Annotated in this window: 17 protein-coding genes; 13 read left to right on the top strand and 4 right to left on the bottom strand. The window is 65.1% G+C overall.

From position 1 onward, the window contains the following. From V6M39_RS04850 to V6M39_RS04840, 3 genes are all read left to right on the top strand, one after another. A partial coding sequence (locus V6M39_RS04850) for an HNH endonuclease (RefSeq protein WP_332642597.1) occupies positions 1-1,203 on the top strand: 1,203 nt, incomplete at its 5' end. Between the two features lie 63 nt (positions 1,204-1,266). After that, a complete protein-coding gene (locus V6M39_RS04845; RefSeq protein WP_332642596.1) occupies positions 1,267-1,431 on the top strand; it encodes a hypothetical protein in 165 nt (54 codons plus the stop codon). 64 nt (positions 1,432-1,495) lie between these two features. Then, complete coding sequence (locus tag V6M39_RS04840) at positions 1,496-1,714, top strand: hypothetical protein (protein ID WP_332642595.1); 219 nt, start codon at positions 1,496-1,498, stop codon at positions 1,712-1,714. Positions 1,715-1,853: 139 nt separating this feature from the next. Here V6M39_RS04840 and V6M39_RS04835 read toward each other — a convergent pair whose 3' ends face one another. Next, positions 1,854-2,195 carry a YrdB family protein gene (locus tag V6M39_RS04835; protein ID WP_332642594.1) on the bottom strand — a complete coding sequence of 114 codons (342 nt, stop codon included), beginning with the start codon at positions 2,193-2,195 and terminating at the stop codon, positions 1,854-1,856. Between the two features lie 32 nt (positions 2,196-2,227). Here V6M39_RS04835 and V6M39_RS04830 point away from each other — a divergent pair, with 32 nt between their 5' ends. Then, positions 2,228-3,889, top strand: coding sequence for an FAD-dependent oxidoreductase (locus V6M39_RS04830; protein WP_332642592.1), 1,662 nt, complete (start codon positions 2,228-2,230; stop codon positions 3,887-3,889). Here the strand turns inward: V6M39_RS04830 and V6M39_RS04825 are convergent. Beyond that, on the bottom strand, positions 3,886-4,725 hold the full coding sequence (locus V6M39_RS04825; protein WP_332642591.1) for an alpha/beta fold hydrolase: 840 nt from the start codon (positions 4,723-4,725) through the stop codon (positions 3,886-3,888). The two genes, V6M39_RS04830 and V6M39_RS04825, sit on opposite strands and share 4 nt — an antisense overlap. Before the next feature lie 73 nt (positions 4,726-4,798). On the opposite strand from V6M39_RS04825, the gene gatC reads away from it, so the two are divergent. The 5 genes from gatC (at position 4,799) to V6M39_RS04800 (ending at position 10,328) form a co-directional block, all read left to right on the top strand. Continuing rightward, positions 4,799-5,104: an Asp-tRNA(Asn)/Glu-tRNA(Gln) amidotransferase subunit GatC gene (gene gatC, locus V6M39_RS04820; RefSeq protein ID WP_332642590.1), complete on the top strand. Its 306-nt coding sequence runs from the start codon at positions 4,799-4,801 to the stop codon at positions 5,102-5,104. Continuing rightward, positions 5,101-6,606 carry an Asp-tRNA(Asn)/Glu-tRNA(Gln) amidotransferase subunit GatA gene (gene gatA / locus V6M39_RS04815; protein WP_332642589.1) on the top strand — a complete coding sequence of 502 codons (1,506 nt, stop codon included), beginning with the start codon at positions 5,101-5,103 and terminating at the stop codon, positions 6,604-6,606. The genes gatC and gatA overlap by 4 nt, the downstream gene beginning before the upstream one ends. Then, entirely contained in the window at positions 6,603-8,096 is a 1,494-nt protein-coding gene (gene gatB, locus V6M39_RS04810; RefSeq protein ID WP_332642587.1) for an Asp-tRNA(Asn)/Glu-tRNA(Gln) amidotransferase subunit GatB, read from the top strand. The genes gatA and gatB overlap by 4 nt, the downstream gene beginning before the upstream one ends. 113 nt (positions 8,097-8,209) lie before the next feature. After that, a complete protein-coding gene (locus V6M39_RS04805) occupies positions 8,210-9,211 on the top strand; it encodes an endonuclease/exonuclease/phosphatase family protein (protein ID WP_332642586.1) in 1,002 nt (333 codons plus the stop codon). Positions 9,212-9,353: 142 nt separating this feature from the next. Then, on the top strand, positions 9,354-10,328 hold the full coding sequence (locus V6M39_RS04800; protein WP_332642585.1) for a GGDEF domain-containing protein: 975 nt from the start codon (positions 9,354-9,356) through the stop codon (positions 10,326-10,328). On the opposite strand, the gene V6M39_RS04795 is transcribed toward V6M39_RS04800, so the two are convergent. Then, the gene (locus V6M39_RS04795) at positions 10,325-11,209 is read right to left on the bottom strand and encodes an alpha/beta fold hydrolase (protein ID WP_332642584.1); all 885 of its coding nucleotides are present in this window, start codon (positions 11,207-11,209) and stop codon (positions 10,325-10,327) included. The genes V6M39_RS04800 and V6M39_RS04795 overlap by 4 nt on opposite strands. A 32-nt stretch (positions 11,210-11,241) precedes the next feature. Further along, on the bottom strand, positions 11,242-12,096 hold the full coding sequence (locus V6M39_RS04790; RefSeq protein WP_332642583.1) for an ATP-grasp domain-containing protein: 855 nt from the start codon (positions 12,094-12,096) through the stop codon (positions 11,242-11,244). 71 nt (positions 12,097-12,167) lie between these two features. On the opposite strand from V6M39_RS04790, the gene V6M39_RS04785 reads away from it, so the two are divergent. From V6M39_RS04785 to V6M39_RS04770, 4 genes are read left to right on the top strand one after another with little or no spacing between them, the layout of a single operon-like run. Beyond that, on the top strand, positions 12,168-12,809 hold the full coding sequence (locus tag V6M39_RS04785) for a SatD family protein (protein WP_332642582.1): 642 nt from the start codon (positions 12,168-12,170) through the stop codon (positions 12,807-12,809). Beyond that, entirely contained in the window at positions 12,806-13,465 is a 660-nt protein-coding gene (locus V6M39_RS04780; protein WP_332642581.1) for a hypothetical protein, read from the top strand. The genes V6M39_RS04785 and V6M39_RS04780 overlap by 4 nt, the downstream gene beginning before the upstream one ends. Before the next feature lie 53 nt (positions 13,466-13,518). After that, a complete protein-coding gene (gene ilvD / locus V6M39_RS04775; RefSeq protein WP_332642580.1) occupies positions 13,519-15,204 on the top strand; it encodes a dihydroxy-acid dehydratase in 1,686 nt (561 codons plus the stop codon). A gap of 6 nt (positions 15,205-15,210) precedes the next feature. Further along, on the top strand, positions 15,211-16,638 hold the full coding sequence (locus tag V6M39_RS04770) for an SDR family NAD(P)-dependent oxidoreductase (protein ID WP_332642579.1): 1,428 nt from the start codon (positions 15,211-15,213) through the stop codon (positions 16,636-16,638). Positions 16,639-16,819 lie beyond the last annotated feature (181 nt).

The raw sequence follows: 16,819 nt of genomic DNA, 5'->3' as shown, positions 1-16,819 counted from the left end.
GTCCGCGCTCACGATTTCGAGGCTGAATCAGAGCTCAAGTTTGGTGCTGCGCGCATTGACGCGATCGTGGCGTTGGAGCGGCTGAATCGAGCGACCCAGGCTGAGATGGTTGCCCAGATCGCGGCCCTCCACGACGAACGGTCCGAGTCGATGGGTATGGGTCGTGGTGACCCGACGCTTTCGGTGATCGGCGAGATTGCGATGGCTCGCAACGTCGGACCGTCAGCTGCTGGGACCCAGGTTGGTCTGGCGCTTGGACTCAAGCGTCTTCCGCGGGTTGCGGAACTGTTCGCTGACGGCACGATTCCGCAGGCTGTTGCTCAGGCTGTCGTCAACGAGTCGGTGTGCCTAGCCGTCGATGACTCGGTCATGTTCGACGGTGAGATCGCTCCACATCTGCCGGGTCTGACAGCGAAGAAGGCCGCCAAGGCGGCCCGCCGTGAGGTGGTGCGGATCGATGTCGAGGCCGCTCGCGAGCGTGCCGAACGCAACCGGGCCGACCAGCGGGTGACGATGTTCCCCGACACCGATGGTGTTGCGATCCTGCAAGTGCGTGGAGCGGCCGAGCAGGTGCTCGCCGCTCACAACGCGCTCGACTCGTGGGCGCGTGGACTCCGCTCTGCCGGTGATGAGCGCACGATAGGTCAGATCATGGCCCAGACCCTGGTCGAACGAGTCACCGGAGTGGCCCACGCTGATGCGATCGATGTCGAGATCCAGCTCGTCATGGACGCACCCACCATGCTCGGACAAGACGGCGAACCGGTCGATCTCGTCGGCTACGGACCGATCTCGCCCGACGTGTCGGACGACCTCATCGCCCACGCACCTACCGTTTCGATCCGTCGACTGCTGACCGACCCGGTCGACGGCACCCTCATCGTCCGCGAACCACGCCGCCGCCGCTTCGACTCCCCAACCCGGCGATACATCCGGACCCGCGACCAGATCTGTCGGATGCCCGGCTGCGACGCACGTATCCGCGACGACGACCACATCCACGACCACTCGCGGGGTGGCGTATCAACCGCAAGCAATGGTCAGGGGGTCTGCAAATGGTCCCACTCCATGAAGTCGCTGCCTGGATGGAGAGTCACATCCGTGGGCAGGGCCACCATCTGGCAGACACCAACAGGACACACCTATCGCAGCGACCCACCACCCCTGCTACAACGCAACCAACCCGGCCACCTCCGCCAATAGGTGAACACAAGCGGGCTTGCCTGCCACCGACACGTGAGGCCTGTCCGTCTGTAGTCTCAGCGCATGCAGACGCACGAAGGCCACGATGGCGCTGATTCGTATCCAGCCAAACGGCCTCTCCGTGGGACAATTCTTGTATGGCTCTCGCTTCTGGCCATCGTCGGTGCGATGGCGATAGCGGCTGCGTTGGTGATGGCCTGGCTCATCGTCGGGACAAGCGTCGACTAGGTGCATTGGGAGTTCGCGGCTTGCCGGTCCCTCGTGAAGGTCGCAAGTCACTAGTGTGTGATCTATGCCTGACGATCAGGATTACGCGGCCTTGGCTGAATTGCTCGCCGAGCCTTCGCTGTGGACTTCCGAGCAACAGGCGTTTGTACTCGAACTCCGGGAGTCTCAGCAGCGGACAGTCGACGATGCGCACCCGTTGGACGCCGCCGGCAGGGACCGGCTTCGCGGTGTTGTAGCCGAACTGGACCGAGCGATCGCTAGGCGGGAGGAGTCTGCCCGCTGATGGTGAAAGTCATCGTTGGACTCTTGGTCTTGCTGCTGCTGGTCGCGGCCTATCAAGCGACGCACAGAGGCGGAAATGACGCCGCGCACTCAGTGACCGCGCCGAAATCTGACTAGTTGTATTGGGCCTCCGGGCTTGGCTAGGGATCAGTGCGGAGGCGGGAGGCGAAGGCGGCAGTGGCGATGATGGCGAAGCCGATGCCCCACCAGGCCAATCCGCCGGCGGCGGCGTACAAGGCAGTCGTGGCGAAAAGCAGGACCTGTGCGATGAACCGTTGCGGGTTGGGCAGGCGCCGAGCCGCAGTCGGTGCCATTCGTTGCGACCAGAACGCGATCGCGACGAGAGCCAAGAAGATGCCGAGGGCCCAGCCGCGCCAACCCGACACCATTCCGTGACCTGCTGCGACGAGCAGGGCAAGCATCGCGAGCTCACATGCGAAGGCGATCAGGTCCCGGGCACCAATGGTCGGCTGAGTGGTCATGGCAGCAGCCTAGAGTCCTGTACTTTCTCGCTATGACCGAGACGCCGCGACCGAAGCCGGTGATCCTGCTCGTCGTGACGGAGACGAGCCGCGCGGTGCTCGCCGACGAGTTCTCGAGCCGCTACGCACGCGACTACGACGTCCGCATCGTGACCGATGTCCTGACCGTCACCGACTACGCGGCATCGGTCATCGTCGACGGACAGCCGATCGCACTGATCTGCGTCGACTTCGACCTCGAAATCGACGCGGTCGACGTCCTCGACGTGCTGCGCAACGTGTCGCCGAGCAGCCGCCGAATCGTGCTCACGCCGTTCAGTTCTTTCCAGGCGTCCCTCGAGGAGCTGCGGCCGGCGCTCGCGGTCGGGCGACTCGACACGTACCTGCTCATCCCGCAGGGCCCACGGGACGAGGAGTTCCACACCGCGATCGCCGAGTACCTCTCCGAGTGGGCCACGACGACGTCGACGCCCGAAGTTGTCGGTGTGCGCATCGTCGATGACGGCCGCCAGCCCGCCGTCTCCGGCATTCGCGACTTCCTCGACCGTATGGGGGTGCCGTGGAGCCGCTACCTCCCGGACAGCGAGGTCGGTCTCGAACTGCTCGCCGAAGCTGGCGAAGGCGCAGAGCTGCCGATCGTGAAGGCGTTCGCCCGTCCGCCCTTGACGGCAGCGAACGAGCATCTGGTGGCCAGCTCGTTCTATGGCTCGCCAGCTGATCTCGGCGACGACTACGTCGCTGACCTCGTCGTGATCGGCTCAGGGCCGGCGGGTCTCGCCGCCGCCGTTTATGGCGCGTCCGAAGGCCTGCAGACCATCGTCTTCGAGTCAGAGGCGGTTGGCGGGCAGGCTGGCACCAGCTCGATGATCCGCAACTACCTCGGCTTCCCACGCGGGATCTCGGGTATGCGCCTGGCTTTCCGTGCTCGCCTGCAAGCCACTCGATTCGGGGCCCGCATCTACACCGGCCGCCCCGTCGAGGGCCTCACCGTCGGAGACGTGCACGAGGTCGCGCACGAGGACGGCGTCATACGAGCGCGCTCCGTGTTGATCGCGTGCGGTGTCCGCTACCGACGTCTCGGTGTACCCGCGCTCGAGGACTTGGTCGGTCTCGGCGTGCACTATGGCGCTGCGACAAGCGTTGCGCGCGAGATGGAAGGCCGAGACGTCTTCGTCGTTGGCGGCGGAAACTCTTCGGGACAGGCGGCGATCCACCTCGCCCGATTCGCGCGAAGCGTGACGATCGTCGTACGGCGGCCGACCCTCGAGGAGACGATGTCGGCCTATCTCGTCAACGAGATCGCCACACACCGCAGCATCCGGGTGCGCACCGGTACGCGCATCGTCGACGGCGGCGGCGAGGGTCGACTCGAATGGATCGATCTCGAGTCCGACGGCGTCGAGCGCGTCGCGGCCGACGGGCTGTTCCTGCTGCTCGGTGCCGAGCCCGGATGCGACTGGCTGCCTGACGAGGTGGCGCGCGATGAGAACGGGTTCATCCTGACCGGACGCGACGTGCCCAGGGAAATGTGGTCCGACGGGCTGCCGCCGGCGCCGTTGGAGACGACAGTGCCAGGCATCTTTGCGGCAGGCGACATCCGCTCGGGTTCGATGAAGCGTGTCGCGTCAGCCAGTGGTGAAGGCGCGGGCGCGGTGTCGCACGTTCACGCGCACCTGGCTCCCGCCCCCGACTAGACGCCGATGCGCTTGGCGATGCTCTCCGCGAGCCGCTCGGGCGCCTCGTCGAGCAGCCAGTGCGTGTGTCCCTTGTACACGTCGAGCTCGTACGGGCCAGTGACGTAGCCCTCGGTGAGGTCAACACCCTTGCGGCCCAGTGCCACGTCGTCGTCGCTCCACACCATCGTCGTGGGGACGGTGATCTTGCCGCCGACTGCGCCTGGCCTGCTGAATGCGAGCCCGCGATACCAGCCGAGCCCCCCGGTGAGCGCACCGTAGTCGACGATGTCCCTTCGGTAGATCTCCACCATCTCCTGCGTCATCCCGGCCTTGCGCAACGCCTTGGCCGCCGAGGCCGACTTCTGCTTCATCACCAGCTCGGGAACGACCGGCAGCTGAAACAGGCCCATGTAGTAGGACTTCAGCAGCTGGTTGCTGGTGACCATCGAGCGCATGAATGCGGTGGGGTGCGGAACGGAGACCGCAGTCAGGGAGGACACGAGGTCAGGTCGCTCAGCGGCGACAGGCCAGGCGAGCCCTGCACCCCAGTCGTGGCCGACGAGGTGCACGGGGCCACCGATCTCCTCGATGAGTGTGACGATGTCGGCCTTCAGCTGCGAGAAGCGGTAGCCCCAGCGCGTCCGCGGTCGGGCGCCGGGGGAGTAGCCCCGCTGATCGGGCGCGTACGTCCGCAACCCGCGCTCGTGCAAGTGCGCGGCAACGGAGTTCCATGCGGAAGCGCGCTGTGGGAAACCGTGCAAAAGGACAACGGGAGTGCCGTCCAGCGGTCCGCTGTCGATCACGTCGAACGTGTAGCGGCCGTTGCTGAACTGGGAGATGCGCTCAGAGGTCATGCTGCATCCTTTCAGGTCTGGCCCGCCGCCTAGGATGGATCAGTACCCCCAACCGACTTTCGCAAGGATTTGTATGTCAGAGCCCTTGGGCATCTCGCGCGCCGATGTCGCCCATCTCGCCGGCCTCGCGCGCATCGACCTGAGTGACGCCGAGCTCGACCATCTCGCCACCGAGCTGCCGTCGATTCTCGAGTACGTCGCTGCCGTCCAGCAGGCTGTTGGAGACGACGTCGAAGCGATGAGTCACCCGGTTCCGGTCAACAACGTGTTCCGTGAGGACGTCGTACGACCGAGCCTGACGCAGGATGAGGCACTTGCCATGGCGCCGGCGTCGGACCAGGGCCGCTTCGGCGTTCCCAAGATTCTGGGTGAAGAATGAGCACGCGTCTTTCAGCCAATGAAATGGCTCAGGCACTCGCAGGGCGGGAGCTGTCTTCAGCTGAGCTGACAACTAGCCACCTTGACCGCATTGCTGCTGTTGACGGCGCACTTCACGCGTTCCTGCACGTCGACGCCGAAGGTGCCCTCGCCACGGCCGCGGACATCGACGCCCGTCGCGCCAAGGGCGAGAAGCTGCACGCCCTCGCCGGCGTACCGATTGCGGTCAAGGACATCGTCGCGACCATCGGTCTGCCCACGACATGTGGCTCGGCGATCCTCGACGGCTGGATCCCGCCGTACGACGCCACGATCACGCAGCGCATCAAAGCCGCCGGTCTGCCGATCCTCGGCAAGACCAACATGGACGAGTTCGCAATGGGCTCGTCGACCGAGCACTCCGCATACGGTCCGACCTTCAACCCCTGGGACACCACGCGCAGCCCCGGTGGCTCGGGTGGTGGCTCCGCCGCCGCCGTCGCCGCCTTCGAGGCGCCTCTGGCGATCGGCACCGACACCGGCGGCTCGATCCGGCAGCCCGGCGCCCTCACCGGCACCGTCGGCGTGAAGCCGACGTACGGCGGAGTGAGTCGTTACGGACTCGTCGCCCTGGCGAGCAGTCTCGACCAGGCCGGCCCGGTCACCCGCTCAGTGCTCGACGCAGCACTGCTGCACGAGCTCATCGGCGGACACGATCCGTGCGACTCGACGAGCATCGACGAGGCCGTTCCTGCGGTCGTCGCCGCTGCACGCAAGGCTGACGTCAAGGGCCTCAAGGTCGGCATCATCACCGAGCTCGGCGGCGAAGGCTTCCAGCCCGGCGTACGCGCCCGCTTCGACGAGGCTGTTGCGCTGCTGACCGGTGCCGGTGCAGAGGTCGTCGAGGTCTCGCTGCCAAGCCTCGAGCACGCCCTCGCCGCCTACTACCTCGTGATGCCGAGCGAGGCGAGCAGCAACCTCGCCCGCTTCGACGCGATGCGTTACGGCGTACGGGTTCCTCCCGCTGGTGCTGACGATCCGAGCGCTGAGCAGGTCATGGCCTCGAGCCGCGACGCCGGCTTCGGTGATGAGGTCAAGCGCCGCATCATCCTGGGTACGTATGCGCTCTCCAGTGGCTATTACGACGCCTACTACGGCTCGGCACAGAAGGTACGCACGCTCATCGCCTCCGACTTCGCCGCCGCGTTCGCCAAGGTCGACGTGCTGGTCTCGCCGACGTCGCCGACAACCGCATTCGAGCTGGGCGCCAAGCTTGACGACCCGCTGTCGATGTACCTGCAGGACGTTGCAACGATCCCCGCCAACCTGGTGGGCATCCCCGGGCTCTCGCTCCCGATCGGCCTCGCCGACGAGGACGGCCTCCCGGTTGGATTGCAGTTCCTCGCCCCGCAGAAGGCCGACGACCGGCTCTACAACGCTGGTGCAGCGCTCGAACGACTCCTCGAGGAGAAGTGGGGCGGACAGTTGCTTGCCCAGGCTCCCGAGCTGGAGGCGGCCCGATGACAGAGACACTTGTCCCGTTCGACGAGGCCATCGAGCGCTACGACCCGGTGATGGGTCTCGAGATCCACATCGAGCTCAACACCGCGACCAAGATGTTCTGCGGTTGCCCGACCGAGTTCGGCGCTGAGCCCAACACACAGACGTGCCCTGTATGCCTCGCATTGCCGGGCGCGCTGCCGGTCGTGAACGCCAAAGCCGTTGAGTCCGCGATCCGTATGGGTCTCGCGCTCAACTGCGAGATCGCCGAGTGGTGTCGCTTCGCGCGCAAGAACTACTTCTATCCCGACATGCCCAAGAACTTCCAGACGTCGCAGTACGACGAACCGATCGCGTTCGACGGCTTCGTCGAGGTCGAGGTCGACGGTGAGACCTACCGGATCGAGATCGAGCGCGCCCACATGGAAGAAGACACCGGCAAGTCACTGCACGTCGGTGGCTCAACAGGTCGCATCCACGGCGCCGACTACTCGCTGGTCGACTACAACCGTGCCGGCATCCCGCTGATCGAGATCGTCACCCGCACGATCGAGGTGCCCGCCGACAAGGCACCCGCGGTTGCCCGCGCTTACGTCTCGTACGTTCGCGACCTGATCGGTGGTCTCGGCGTGTCCGACGTCCGCATGGACCAGGGCTCGCTGCGCGCCGACGTCAACCTGTCCCTCAAGCCCAAGGGCTCGGACACTCTCGGAACCCGTTCGGAGACCAAGAACGTCAACTCGTTCCGGTCGGTCGAGCGCGCCGTACGGTACGAGGTCTCGCGTCACGCGGGCATCCTGGACGAGGGCGGAAAGGTCGTTCAGGAGACTCGCCACTTCCACGAGGACACCGGCACGACCTCGTCGGGTCGCGAGAAGTCCGATGCCGACGACTACCGCTACTTCCCGGAGCCTGACCTCGCACCCGTCTCGCCGTCGCGCGAGTGGGTTGAGGAGCTGCGCGAGACTCTGCCCGAGCCGCCGGCCGTACGCCGTGCTCGCCTGCAGGCCGACTGGGGCTTCTCCGACCTCGACATGCGCGACACGATCGGCGCGGGTGCTCTCGACCTGATCGTCGCCACGGTGGAAGCCGGAACGACCCCGCAGGCTGCCAAGAAGTGGTGGCTCGGCGAGATGGCTCGACGTGCCAACGAGACCGGCTCGGATCTTGACGCGCTCGGGATCACGCCGACGCAGGTTGCCGAGATCCAGGCGCTCATCGACTCCGGTCGGATCAACGACAAGCTCGCCCGTTCAGTCTTCGACGGTGTGATCGCCGGCGAGGGCACGCCTGAAGAGGTGATCGTCGGGCGCAGCCTCGAGGTCGTCTCCGACGACGGTGCACTCGGTGCAGCAGTCGATCGAGCCATTGAGGGTGACCCCGACGCAGCGCAGAAGATCCGCGACGGCAACCTCGGTGTCGCCGGCGCGCTGATCGGAGCGGTGATGAAGGAGATGCGCGGTCAGGCCGACGCCGGCCGCGTACGAGAGCTCATCCTCGAGAAGTTGACCTGACTCACTAGTCCTTCTGGATGGGTTTTCCAGATTCGCCGGAATTTCTTTTCAGTTCGCCGATACTGGTGTCAGGGAGAGCAGGATGAGGGTCCTGCTGTGAGGGAGCAGTTGTCATGAGCAACGCATATGTCGTACGAATGCGCCGTCGCGCTGGAGCATTTGTCACGATGACGGCGCTGGTCTTGAGCGCTGCACTCGTGACAGGCCCGTCCGCGCAGGCCGAGGTCGCCACATCGAGCCAACTTCAGACCGATGACCCACCGGTGCCGGGCCTGTCGATTGCGAGCTACAACGTCCGCAAGATCTACTCGACGGCCGACTGGGGCGCACGTCGTCAACCCGTCGCCGACAACATCCTGAGCATCGCGCCTGACGTCATCGGCCTGTCCGAGGCGACTCCCAAGACGTGGGCAGGGAACGGCAAGAAGCAGTGGGCCGACCTGCTCGCCCTCCTCGGCAGCCCGTACGCCCTCGCCACCAGTGGATCGACCTCGAGCGGCACGCAGCTGGTGTACAACCGAGATCGACTCTCCGTCGTCAGCAAGGGGGTCAAGGTGCTCCTCAAGTACGGTGACGCTCGACGCTACGCCGTGTGGGCGGTCTTCAGGGATCGGCTGAGCGGCAAGTCGTTCTTCGCGATCACGACCCACCTCGAGCCGGGCTCGCAGACGAGCAGCACCAACAACAACCGGCGCATTCGGCAGGCGCGGCAGGTGCGGGACCTGGCGAAGGCGTACTCCGGCGGTCGACCCACGGTGATCCTGGGCGACATGAACTCCAGCCGCTCCGCACAGCCCTACAACGGCCAGTACTCGGTGTTCGTGGGCGCCGGCTACATCGACCCCATCGACAATGCCAAGGCCTCGTGGGCCGCGGGTGACAACGCGATCGCCGAGACGATGATCAACGCGCAGTACAACTCAGCGAATCACTTCTACCGCACACCGCCGCGCACCAAGTTCGACGTCGGCACCCACATCGACTACATGTACGTGTCGCGGGGCATTCGCGTCGAGACGTGGCGACAGGCGATGTCGCTAGACGAGGCTGGCAAATTCATCGGCACGATCCCGTCTGACCACAACATGATCCAGATGCAGGTGCACCTGCCCTGATCGTGCAACGAGTGCATTGTGTGACCACGGTCGCGTTTGTGCGTCCTGGAGGCGCAACTCGGGCCTCGAGGATATGAGCATTTCGCCTCCGGTTCCGGCGATTCCAGATAGCCTCGACAGTGATGTTCAGGGAGGGAGACCTGTGCTGACAGTCGGCATCGACGAGCCAGGACAGATCGCGGCGTGGCACCGTCGGGGGGCTCTGCGATTCTCCATCGCGCTCGTGATCATGGTGACAGCGTCAGCTGTCACTGGGGCGATGTCCTACGCGGTCGTTGGCGTGATGGTGGGCGCAGCTGTGGTGGCGACGGCAGCGTTCACCTTGCTGACTCGCTCGGGCATCTCCGCACGAAGGTGGACCCTCCTTCTCTGGCCCGTGGCGACCTGCTCAACGATGGGTGTTCTTCATTCCGTCTCCGACTTCTCTGCTGCACTGCTCGTGGGTCTGATCGTCCTTGCCTTCCAGTTCGTGGGGATCACCCAGCCCAGCGGTCGCGGCTTGTGGTTGATGCTTCCCGCGGCGCTGCTCTTCCTTCACATCACCGAGCTGAGCGGACGGGACGCAGCCGTTCGACTTCCGATTGCGATGCTGGTTTGGCTCGTCGTCAGCGAGGTGCCTGCGCGCCTGCTCGGCGAGTTGCGCGACAAGCAGCGCGCACTTGAGCAGCTGGCCGCCACCGACGCGCTCACGGGCTTGCTGAACCGTTCGCGACTTGAAGCGCATCTTGAAATCGCGGATGACAGCAGCGCGGTTGCAGTGATCGACATCGATCATTTCAAGGCGTTCAACGACGCGCACGGCCACATTGCCGGAGATCTGGCGCTGATGGAATTTGCCGACGCCTTGCGAGCCGGCACCCGCGGGATCGACCTGGTGTTCCGCTACGGAGGCGAGGAGTTCCTCGTGATCTTCGCGCGGACGACCACGGCGGAAGCTGCCGACATTCTGGACCGGTTCGCCGAGTCGTGGGCGGCTCGCGGGTCCGGAATCACGTTCAGCGCGGGTGTTGCAGCAGGCGGCGAAGACGCTGTCAGCGCAGCTGACCAGCTGCTCTACAAGGCCAAGAGTCAGGGTCGCGCACGTGTGCTCACGGCCGAGCGTGCGTTGGTGCCCTAGGCGTCGATGCGGTCGAGCAGCATTTTGAGTTCTTCCATCACGATTTCGGGGAACTCGACCGGGATGAAGTGGGTCGACGCCAGCTCGCGATAGCGCGATCCTTCGACTCGCATGGATGCCGAGAGCATGTCCCGTGTGCCGGTCAACATGTCCCACTTGCCCGAGAGGAACGTGATGGGCACGGCGATGGATGACAGGGAAACCCGCTGGTGCTCGGAGACCCCGATCGCGAGCTTGGCGTACCAGGATGGATGCGTCGTGCAGAACTCCTGGAGCAGCGTACGCAGCTCGCCGACATCGGCCGCCGGGTTGATCAAGCGTGACCAGCGCAGCATGTTGGCCGTCGCATTGGTCCACGGAATGCGCTTGGTGATCGGGGCGATCACAGGACCTGACCACCCGCCGGAACGTGCCAGACCGATCATGAGTCGTTTGGCGACAAACGGTGGCACCTTGATCGGTGCCAGCATCGTGGCGAAGGTGTTGCCGGGCACGCCAGCCACCGCAAGGATTCCGTTCACCCGCTCGGGGAAGCGACCAGCCAGCTCGAACGCAACGGTGACGCCTGCCGACCAACTGACGACGGTGGCGGTCGTGACACCGGCGTCGTCCATGACAGCCACCGCGTCCTCGACGAACGCATCGAGGTCGACCCGGTTGTCGGCAGGTCGCGCCGAGCCGCCGGTGCCACGATGGTTCCACGAGATGACGCGTACTCCGCAGTCCGGCTTGAGCAAGGAGGGCCACGCGTGCGGATTCGTGCCGAGGCCGTTCGACAGCAGCACGACCGGACCTTCGGCGTCGTTGGTCCAGGCCCGCAGCCGTGTCCCGTCTGTGCTCATGACGTCGTAGTAGCGCACGAACGCGGTGGGTGTGGTCACGCCGTGAATTGTCGCACCCGGCTGAGTCGTGGTCAGAGGTTCTTCGCAATCGCGTCGACGAGGCGCTCGGCGCCGCCGTTGGACCAGGGCAGGAACAGGCTTGGTTCGGTCAGCTCAAGCTCGATGACCAGCGGCGATCCGTCGGCCGCAGTCACCAGATCGACTCGGGCGTACATCAGCCCGGCGCTGCGCCCGAGGATCTCGTCGGTTGCAGCGAGAGCCTGCGCGGCGACCGCGTGCTGAGCGTCAGAAGGTTCGCGTGCCAGCGGGTTCTCCCCGCGTCCGTCACGGTCCTGGCGTACGCCTTCGCCCTTGGCCAGGATGGCGCCCTTGCGGATCGCGTGTGAGAACGCGCCGCCGAAGAACAGCATCGCGGTCTCGCCCTCGTCGTCGACGGACGCGATGTATGGCTGCGTCATTGACGTACGACCGGCGGCCACCAGCTCGGCAGAATGCGCATAGACGTCATCGCGAGACGTCCACCGCGCGGTGTCCTTTGAGCCTGCGGAGACGGTCGGCTTCACGACCCACTCGTCGTGCTGACCGATGGCGTCGCCGGGTGCGATGTCCCAGCGCGTCTCGATGATCGGTACGCCTGCTGCTTCGAGCTGGCGGAGGTAGATCTTGTCGGTGTTCCAGCTGATCACGTCGTGACTGTTGTGAAGGTTGGACACGGACGTGGTCCAGGCGAGGAACTCGTCGCGACGGTTGATGTAGTCCCAGCACGAGCGGACGATCACGGAGTCGTACGCGGACCAGTCGACCGCAGGGTCGTCCCAGTTGGCGATCTCAGCGTCGATGCCACGTTGTGTGGCCGCGTTGAGCAGGAGGGGGAGGTCGTCGTCGAGATCGCGGAAGGGGGCAGCGGAGGCAAAAGCGATGGTCACCCACCCATCCTATGGATGAAGCGATCTGCTTCAAGGTTGCAAAATCAAGCAGATGGCTTCACTATGGAGAAATGAAGCAAAACACTTCACTTGGAGATGGACTCCAGTACGCCGTGATCGGCGATCTGGTCGGTTCGCGTCAACAGAAGTCGCGCGGAGAGGCCCAGCAGCAGCTGCTCGCGGCGCTCGATGCCGTGAACACGCGGCTCCCAGCAGCCCAAAAGCTCGAGCCGACGATCGGTGACGAGCTCCAGGGCGTGTACGCCAACCTGCACGACGCGCTCTACGCAACCGTGCTGGTGAGGCTTGCGCTGCCCGAAAGCATGGATTGCCGCTTCGGCATCGGCGAGGGAGAGGTGGAGATCGTCGGCACCTCCGCGTACGGTCTGACACAGGACGGACAGGCATGGTGGTCAGCTCGGGAGGCTATTGATGACGCCAAGGCAAGGGGACGCCACCTTCCCGGTCTTCGGACCCGGATCGTGCGCGAGGGATCTAACCAGGGGGATGTCGTGAACGCCTATCTCTTGTGCCGCGACTCGCTCGTGAGCGACTTCGACGGACGCCAACGGCGCATTGCGCTGGGCGTGCTTGACGGCAAGAAGCTCGCCCAGATCGCCGACGAAGAGGGCATCTCGACTTCTGCGGTGTCACAGCGCCACCGCTCAGGTGTCAGCGTGTTGGTCGAGTCGATCGCGGAGATCCCTCGATGAGCGTCTTGGCAGTCCTGCTGGCGGCCATCGGTGCGGCTGACCTGATCGGTCGGCGGATCTTCTCCGGCTTCCTCGTCGTGATCGTCGGCCTGCTGCTGGTCGGCGCGGGTTGGAACACCCTGTGGCTCGCTCCGTTGCTCGCTATCGCCGTCTTCGCGTGGATCGTTGGCGCACGCAGCGAATCATTCGCCGGCATCTCCCTGCTCGCGGTCTACACCGTCGTGCTCATCGCTTTGTCCGAGCAGCTCTCGTTCGATGACCTGCCGATCCAAGGCTGGTATGACGATCTCGACATACCGTCACTCGCGACCGTCCCGTTCGATCGTTTCGCACTCGGGCTCGGCGTGATCCTTTTCCTCACCACCGCCGCAAATGTCGTCGTACGCGAGGTTCTCACCCTGACCGGGCCGCGAGTGCTTGAGCAGGAGGACGATCTTCAGGGCGGTCGTGTGCTCGGTCCGCTGGAGCGGTGGTTCGTCTTCGGCTGTGCCGTGACCGGCAACCTCGCCGCCATCGCGATCGTCGTTGCGGCCAAAGGTATCCTGCGGTTTCCCGAGATCTCACGCGACAAGCCCGAGGGCCTGCGCGCTGAGTACGTCCTCGTCGGGAGCTTCGTGAGCTGGGGCCTCGCACTGGCATTCGTCCCACTGTTCTAGGCCCCGGCCTAGCCACGATCTGACCGCCGAGAGCGCGGTCGTACGCTTGGCTCATGGCATCTGACAAGCCCATCGACATCAAACCGCGCAGCCGTACCGTCACCGACGGCCTTGAGGCCACAGCATCACGCGGCATGTTGCGGGCCGTAGGCATGGGTGACGACGACTGGGAGAAGCCCCAGATTGGTGTTGCATCGAGCTGGAACGAGATCACCCCGTGCAACCTGTCGCTCGACCGGCTGGCCAAGGCGGTCAAGACTGGCGTGCACAGCGGAGGTGGCTACCCACTCGAGTTCGGCACGATCTCAGTGTCCGATGGCATCTCCATGGGCCACGAAGGCATGCACTTCTCGTTGGTGAGCCGCGAGATCATCGCCGACTCGGTCGAGACCGTCATGATGGCCGAGCGCCTCGACGGATCCGTCCTGCTCGCCGGCTGTGACAAGAGCCTCCCCGGCATGTTGATGGCTGCTGCTCGCCTCGACCTTGCCAGCGTCTTCCTCTATGCCGGTTCGATCATGCCGGGCAATGTCGACGGCAAAGACGTCACGATCATTGACGCGTTCGAGGCAGTCGGAGCCTGCATCAAGGGGCTCATCACCCGCGAAGAAGTCGACAAGATCGAGCGAGCCATCTGTCCCGGCGAAGGCGCCTGTGGCGGCATGTTCACCGCCAACACCATGGCCACCGCAGCCGAGGCACTCGGTATGAGCCTGCCCGGATCGGCCGCACCGCCGGCGATCGACAGCCGCCGCGACGAGTTCGCCATCGCCTCCGGCGAGGCAGTCGTCGAGCTGCTGCGCAAGGGCATCACGGCACGCCAGATCATGACCAAGGAGGCGTTCGAGAACGCCATCACCGTCACGATGGCACTCGGCGGCTCGACGAACGCAGTGCTCCACCTGCTCGCGATCGCGCGTGAGGCGGAGGTGCCACTGACGCTTGAGGACTTCAACCGCATCGGTGACAAGGTGCCGCACCTGGGCGACCTCAAGCCGTTCGGTCGCTATGTCATGAACGACGTCGACAAGGCCGGCGGCACCGCCGTCATCATGAAGGCGCTGCTCGATGCGGGCCTGATGCACGGCGATTGCATGACCGTCACTGGCAAGACGATGGCCGAGAACCTGTCCAACATCACCGAGAAGCTCGACGGCGACGTCATCCGTACGCTCGACAAGCCGATCCACAAGACCGGTGGACTCACGATCCTGCGAGGATCGCTCGCCCCCGAAGGTGCTGTCGTTAAGAGCGCGGGCTTCGATTCTGACGTCTTCCGGGGTACGGCTCGGGTGTTCGACGGCGAGCGCGCCGCCATGGACGCCCTCGAAGACGGCACCATCGTCGCCAACGACGTCGTGGTGATCCGCAACGAAGGCCCCAAAGGTGGACCCGGTATGCGCGAGATGCTCGCGATCACCGGCGCCATCAAGGGCGCGGGTCTTGGCAAGGACGTGCTGCTGCTCACTGACGGCCGATTCTCCGGTGGAACGACCGGACTCTGTGTCGGACACGTGGCGCCCGAAGCCGTTGACGGCGGACCCATCGCGTTCGTCAAGGACGGCGACCCGATCGTTCTCGACATGGCCAACCGCACGCTCGAGGTTGAGGTCGACCCGGACGAGCTCGATGCTCGCAAGGTCGGTTGGGAGCCCATGCCGCCGAAGTACACGACCGGTGTGCTCGCGAAGTACCGCAAGCTCGTCAGCTCTGCAGCTGACGGCGCCGTCTGTGGCTAGGGATGCATGTCTGACATAGATCCTGACGAGCTGGCCGTTGCACTGAAGGTGCTCAAAGCGGCCGAACAACTCATCGAGGACGACCCGGACTACGTCGCACTGCGACGGGCCTGCGGGAAGTTCTACAAGAACGTCAAGAAGAACCGTCGCCTCGACAAGCGTGCCCAAGTCGCTGCCGCCGATCGTGCCGTGGTCGCGGTGACCGCGACGGGATCTCCGACGCGCATCGATGACGAGACCGAGGGCATACCGCTCGTCTCCAACGCACCTGGTGCCACGGCCGGCACGCTCCTCGTCGCTCGGCCTTGCTACATCTGCAAGCAGAAGTACACCGTCGTCGACGCGTTCTATCACCAGCTCTGCCCGGAGTGTGCCGCACTCAATCGCTCCAAGCGCGATGCGCGTACGGACCTGACGGGCAAACGAGCGCTGCTCACCGGCGGCCGCGCCAAGATCGGTATGTACATCGCGCTGCGCCTTCTGCGAGACGGCGCCCACACGACCATCACGACACGATTCCCGCACGACGCCGTACGCCGGTTCACTGCCATGCCGGACAGCGCCGACTGGCTGCATCGCTTGCGCATCGTCGGCATCGACCTGCGTGATCCGGCCCAGGTCGTCGGGCTCGCCGACTCGGTGGCTTCGCTGGGCCCGCTCGACATCCTGATCAACAATGCAGCGCAGACCGTACGACGCACACCCGGCGCGTACGCACCGCTGGCCGAGGCTGAGAACGCGCCGCTGCCCGAAGGTCCGCTTCCTGAGCTTCTGACGTTCGGCCACACCAGTGACGCCCACCCGGCGGCTCTTGTCGGCTCGGTCGATTCACACCCGGTACTCGCCGGTGACGCCCATACGGCTGAGGAGCTCACAGCGATGGCGCTGACGGCAGGCTCCGCCGACCTCGACCGGATCGACGCCGGGGGACTGGTGCCCGACACGGTCGACATCAACAGCTGGACGCAGCGCGTGCACGAAGTCGATGCCCTCGAGCTGCTCGAGGTGCAGCTCTGCAACACGACGGCCCCGTTCATCCTCGTCAGCCGACTTCGCCCGTCGATGGCCGCAGCAGATGCGCGGCGCACGTACGTCGTGAACGTCTCGGCGATGGAGGGCCAGTTCAGTCGCCGCTACAAGGGGCCCGGCCACCCGCACACCAACATGGCGAAGGCTGCGCTCAACATGCTGACTCGCACCAGCGCGGGGGAGATGCTCGACCAAGACGGCATCCTCATGACTGCCGTCGACACTGGCTGGATCACCGACGAGCGCCCGCACCCGACCAAAGTGCGCTTGGCCGAGGAGGGTTTCAAGGCTCCCCTCGACCTCGTCGACGGGGCCGCGCGTGTCTACGACCCGATCGTCCAGGGTGAGGCCGGCACTGACCTGTTCGGCGTCTTCCTCAAGGACTACGTGCCATCGCCGTGGTGAGGGCCGTCCACATGCTGGTACGTGCCGTCTCAGCACTTGATAATTCCGGCGCACGGTACGAGACTGATCAGCGTGAACGTGGAAATTCTCGTAGTAGATGACTGACGCGATGGCCTGATCGGCCCCGCGTCTCCCTCGAATGCCTCACGGCCGAGGGATTTTTTTATGCGAACTCACCGAC

Source organism: Aeromicrobium sp. (assembly GCF_036675695.1).
GTDB lineage: Bacteria > Actinomycetota > Actinomycetes > Propionibacteriales > Nocardioidaceae > Aeromicrobium.
Note: the sequence above shows the minus strand (reverse complement) of the source record. Positions and strands in the feature narration are given on the sequence as shown.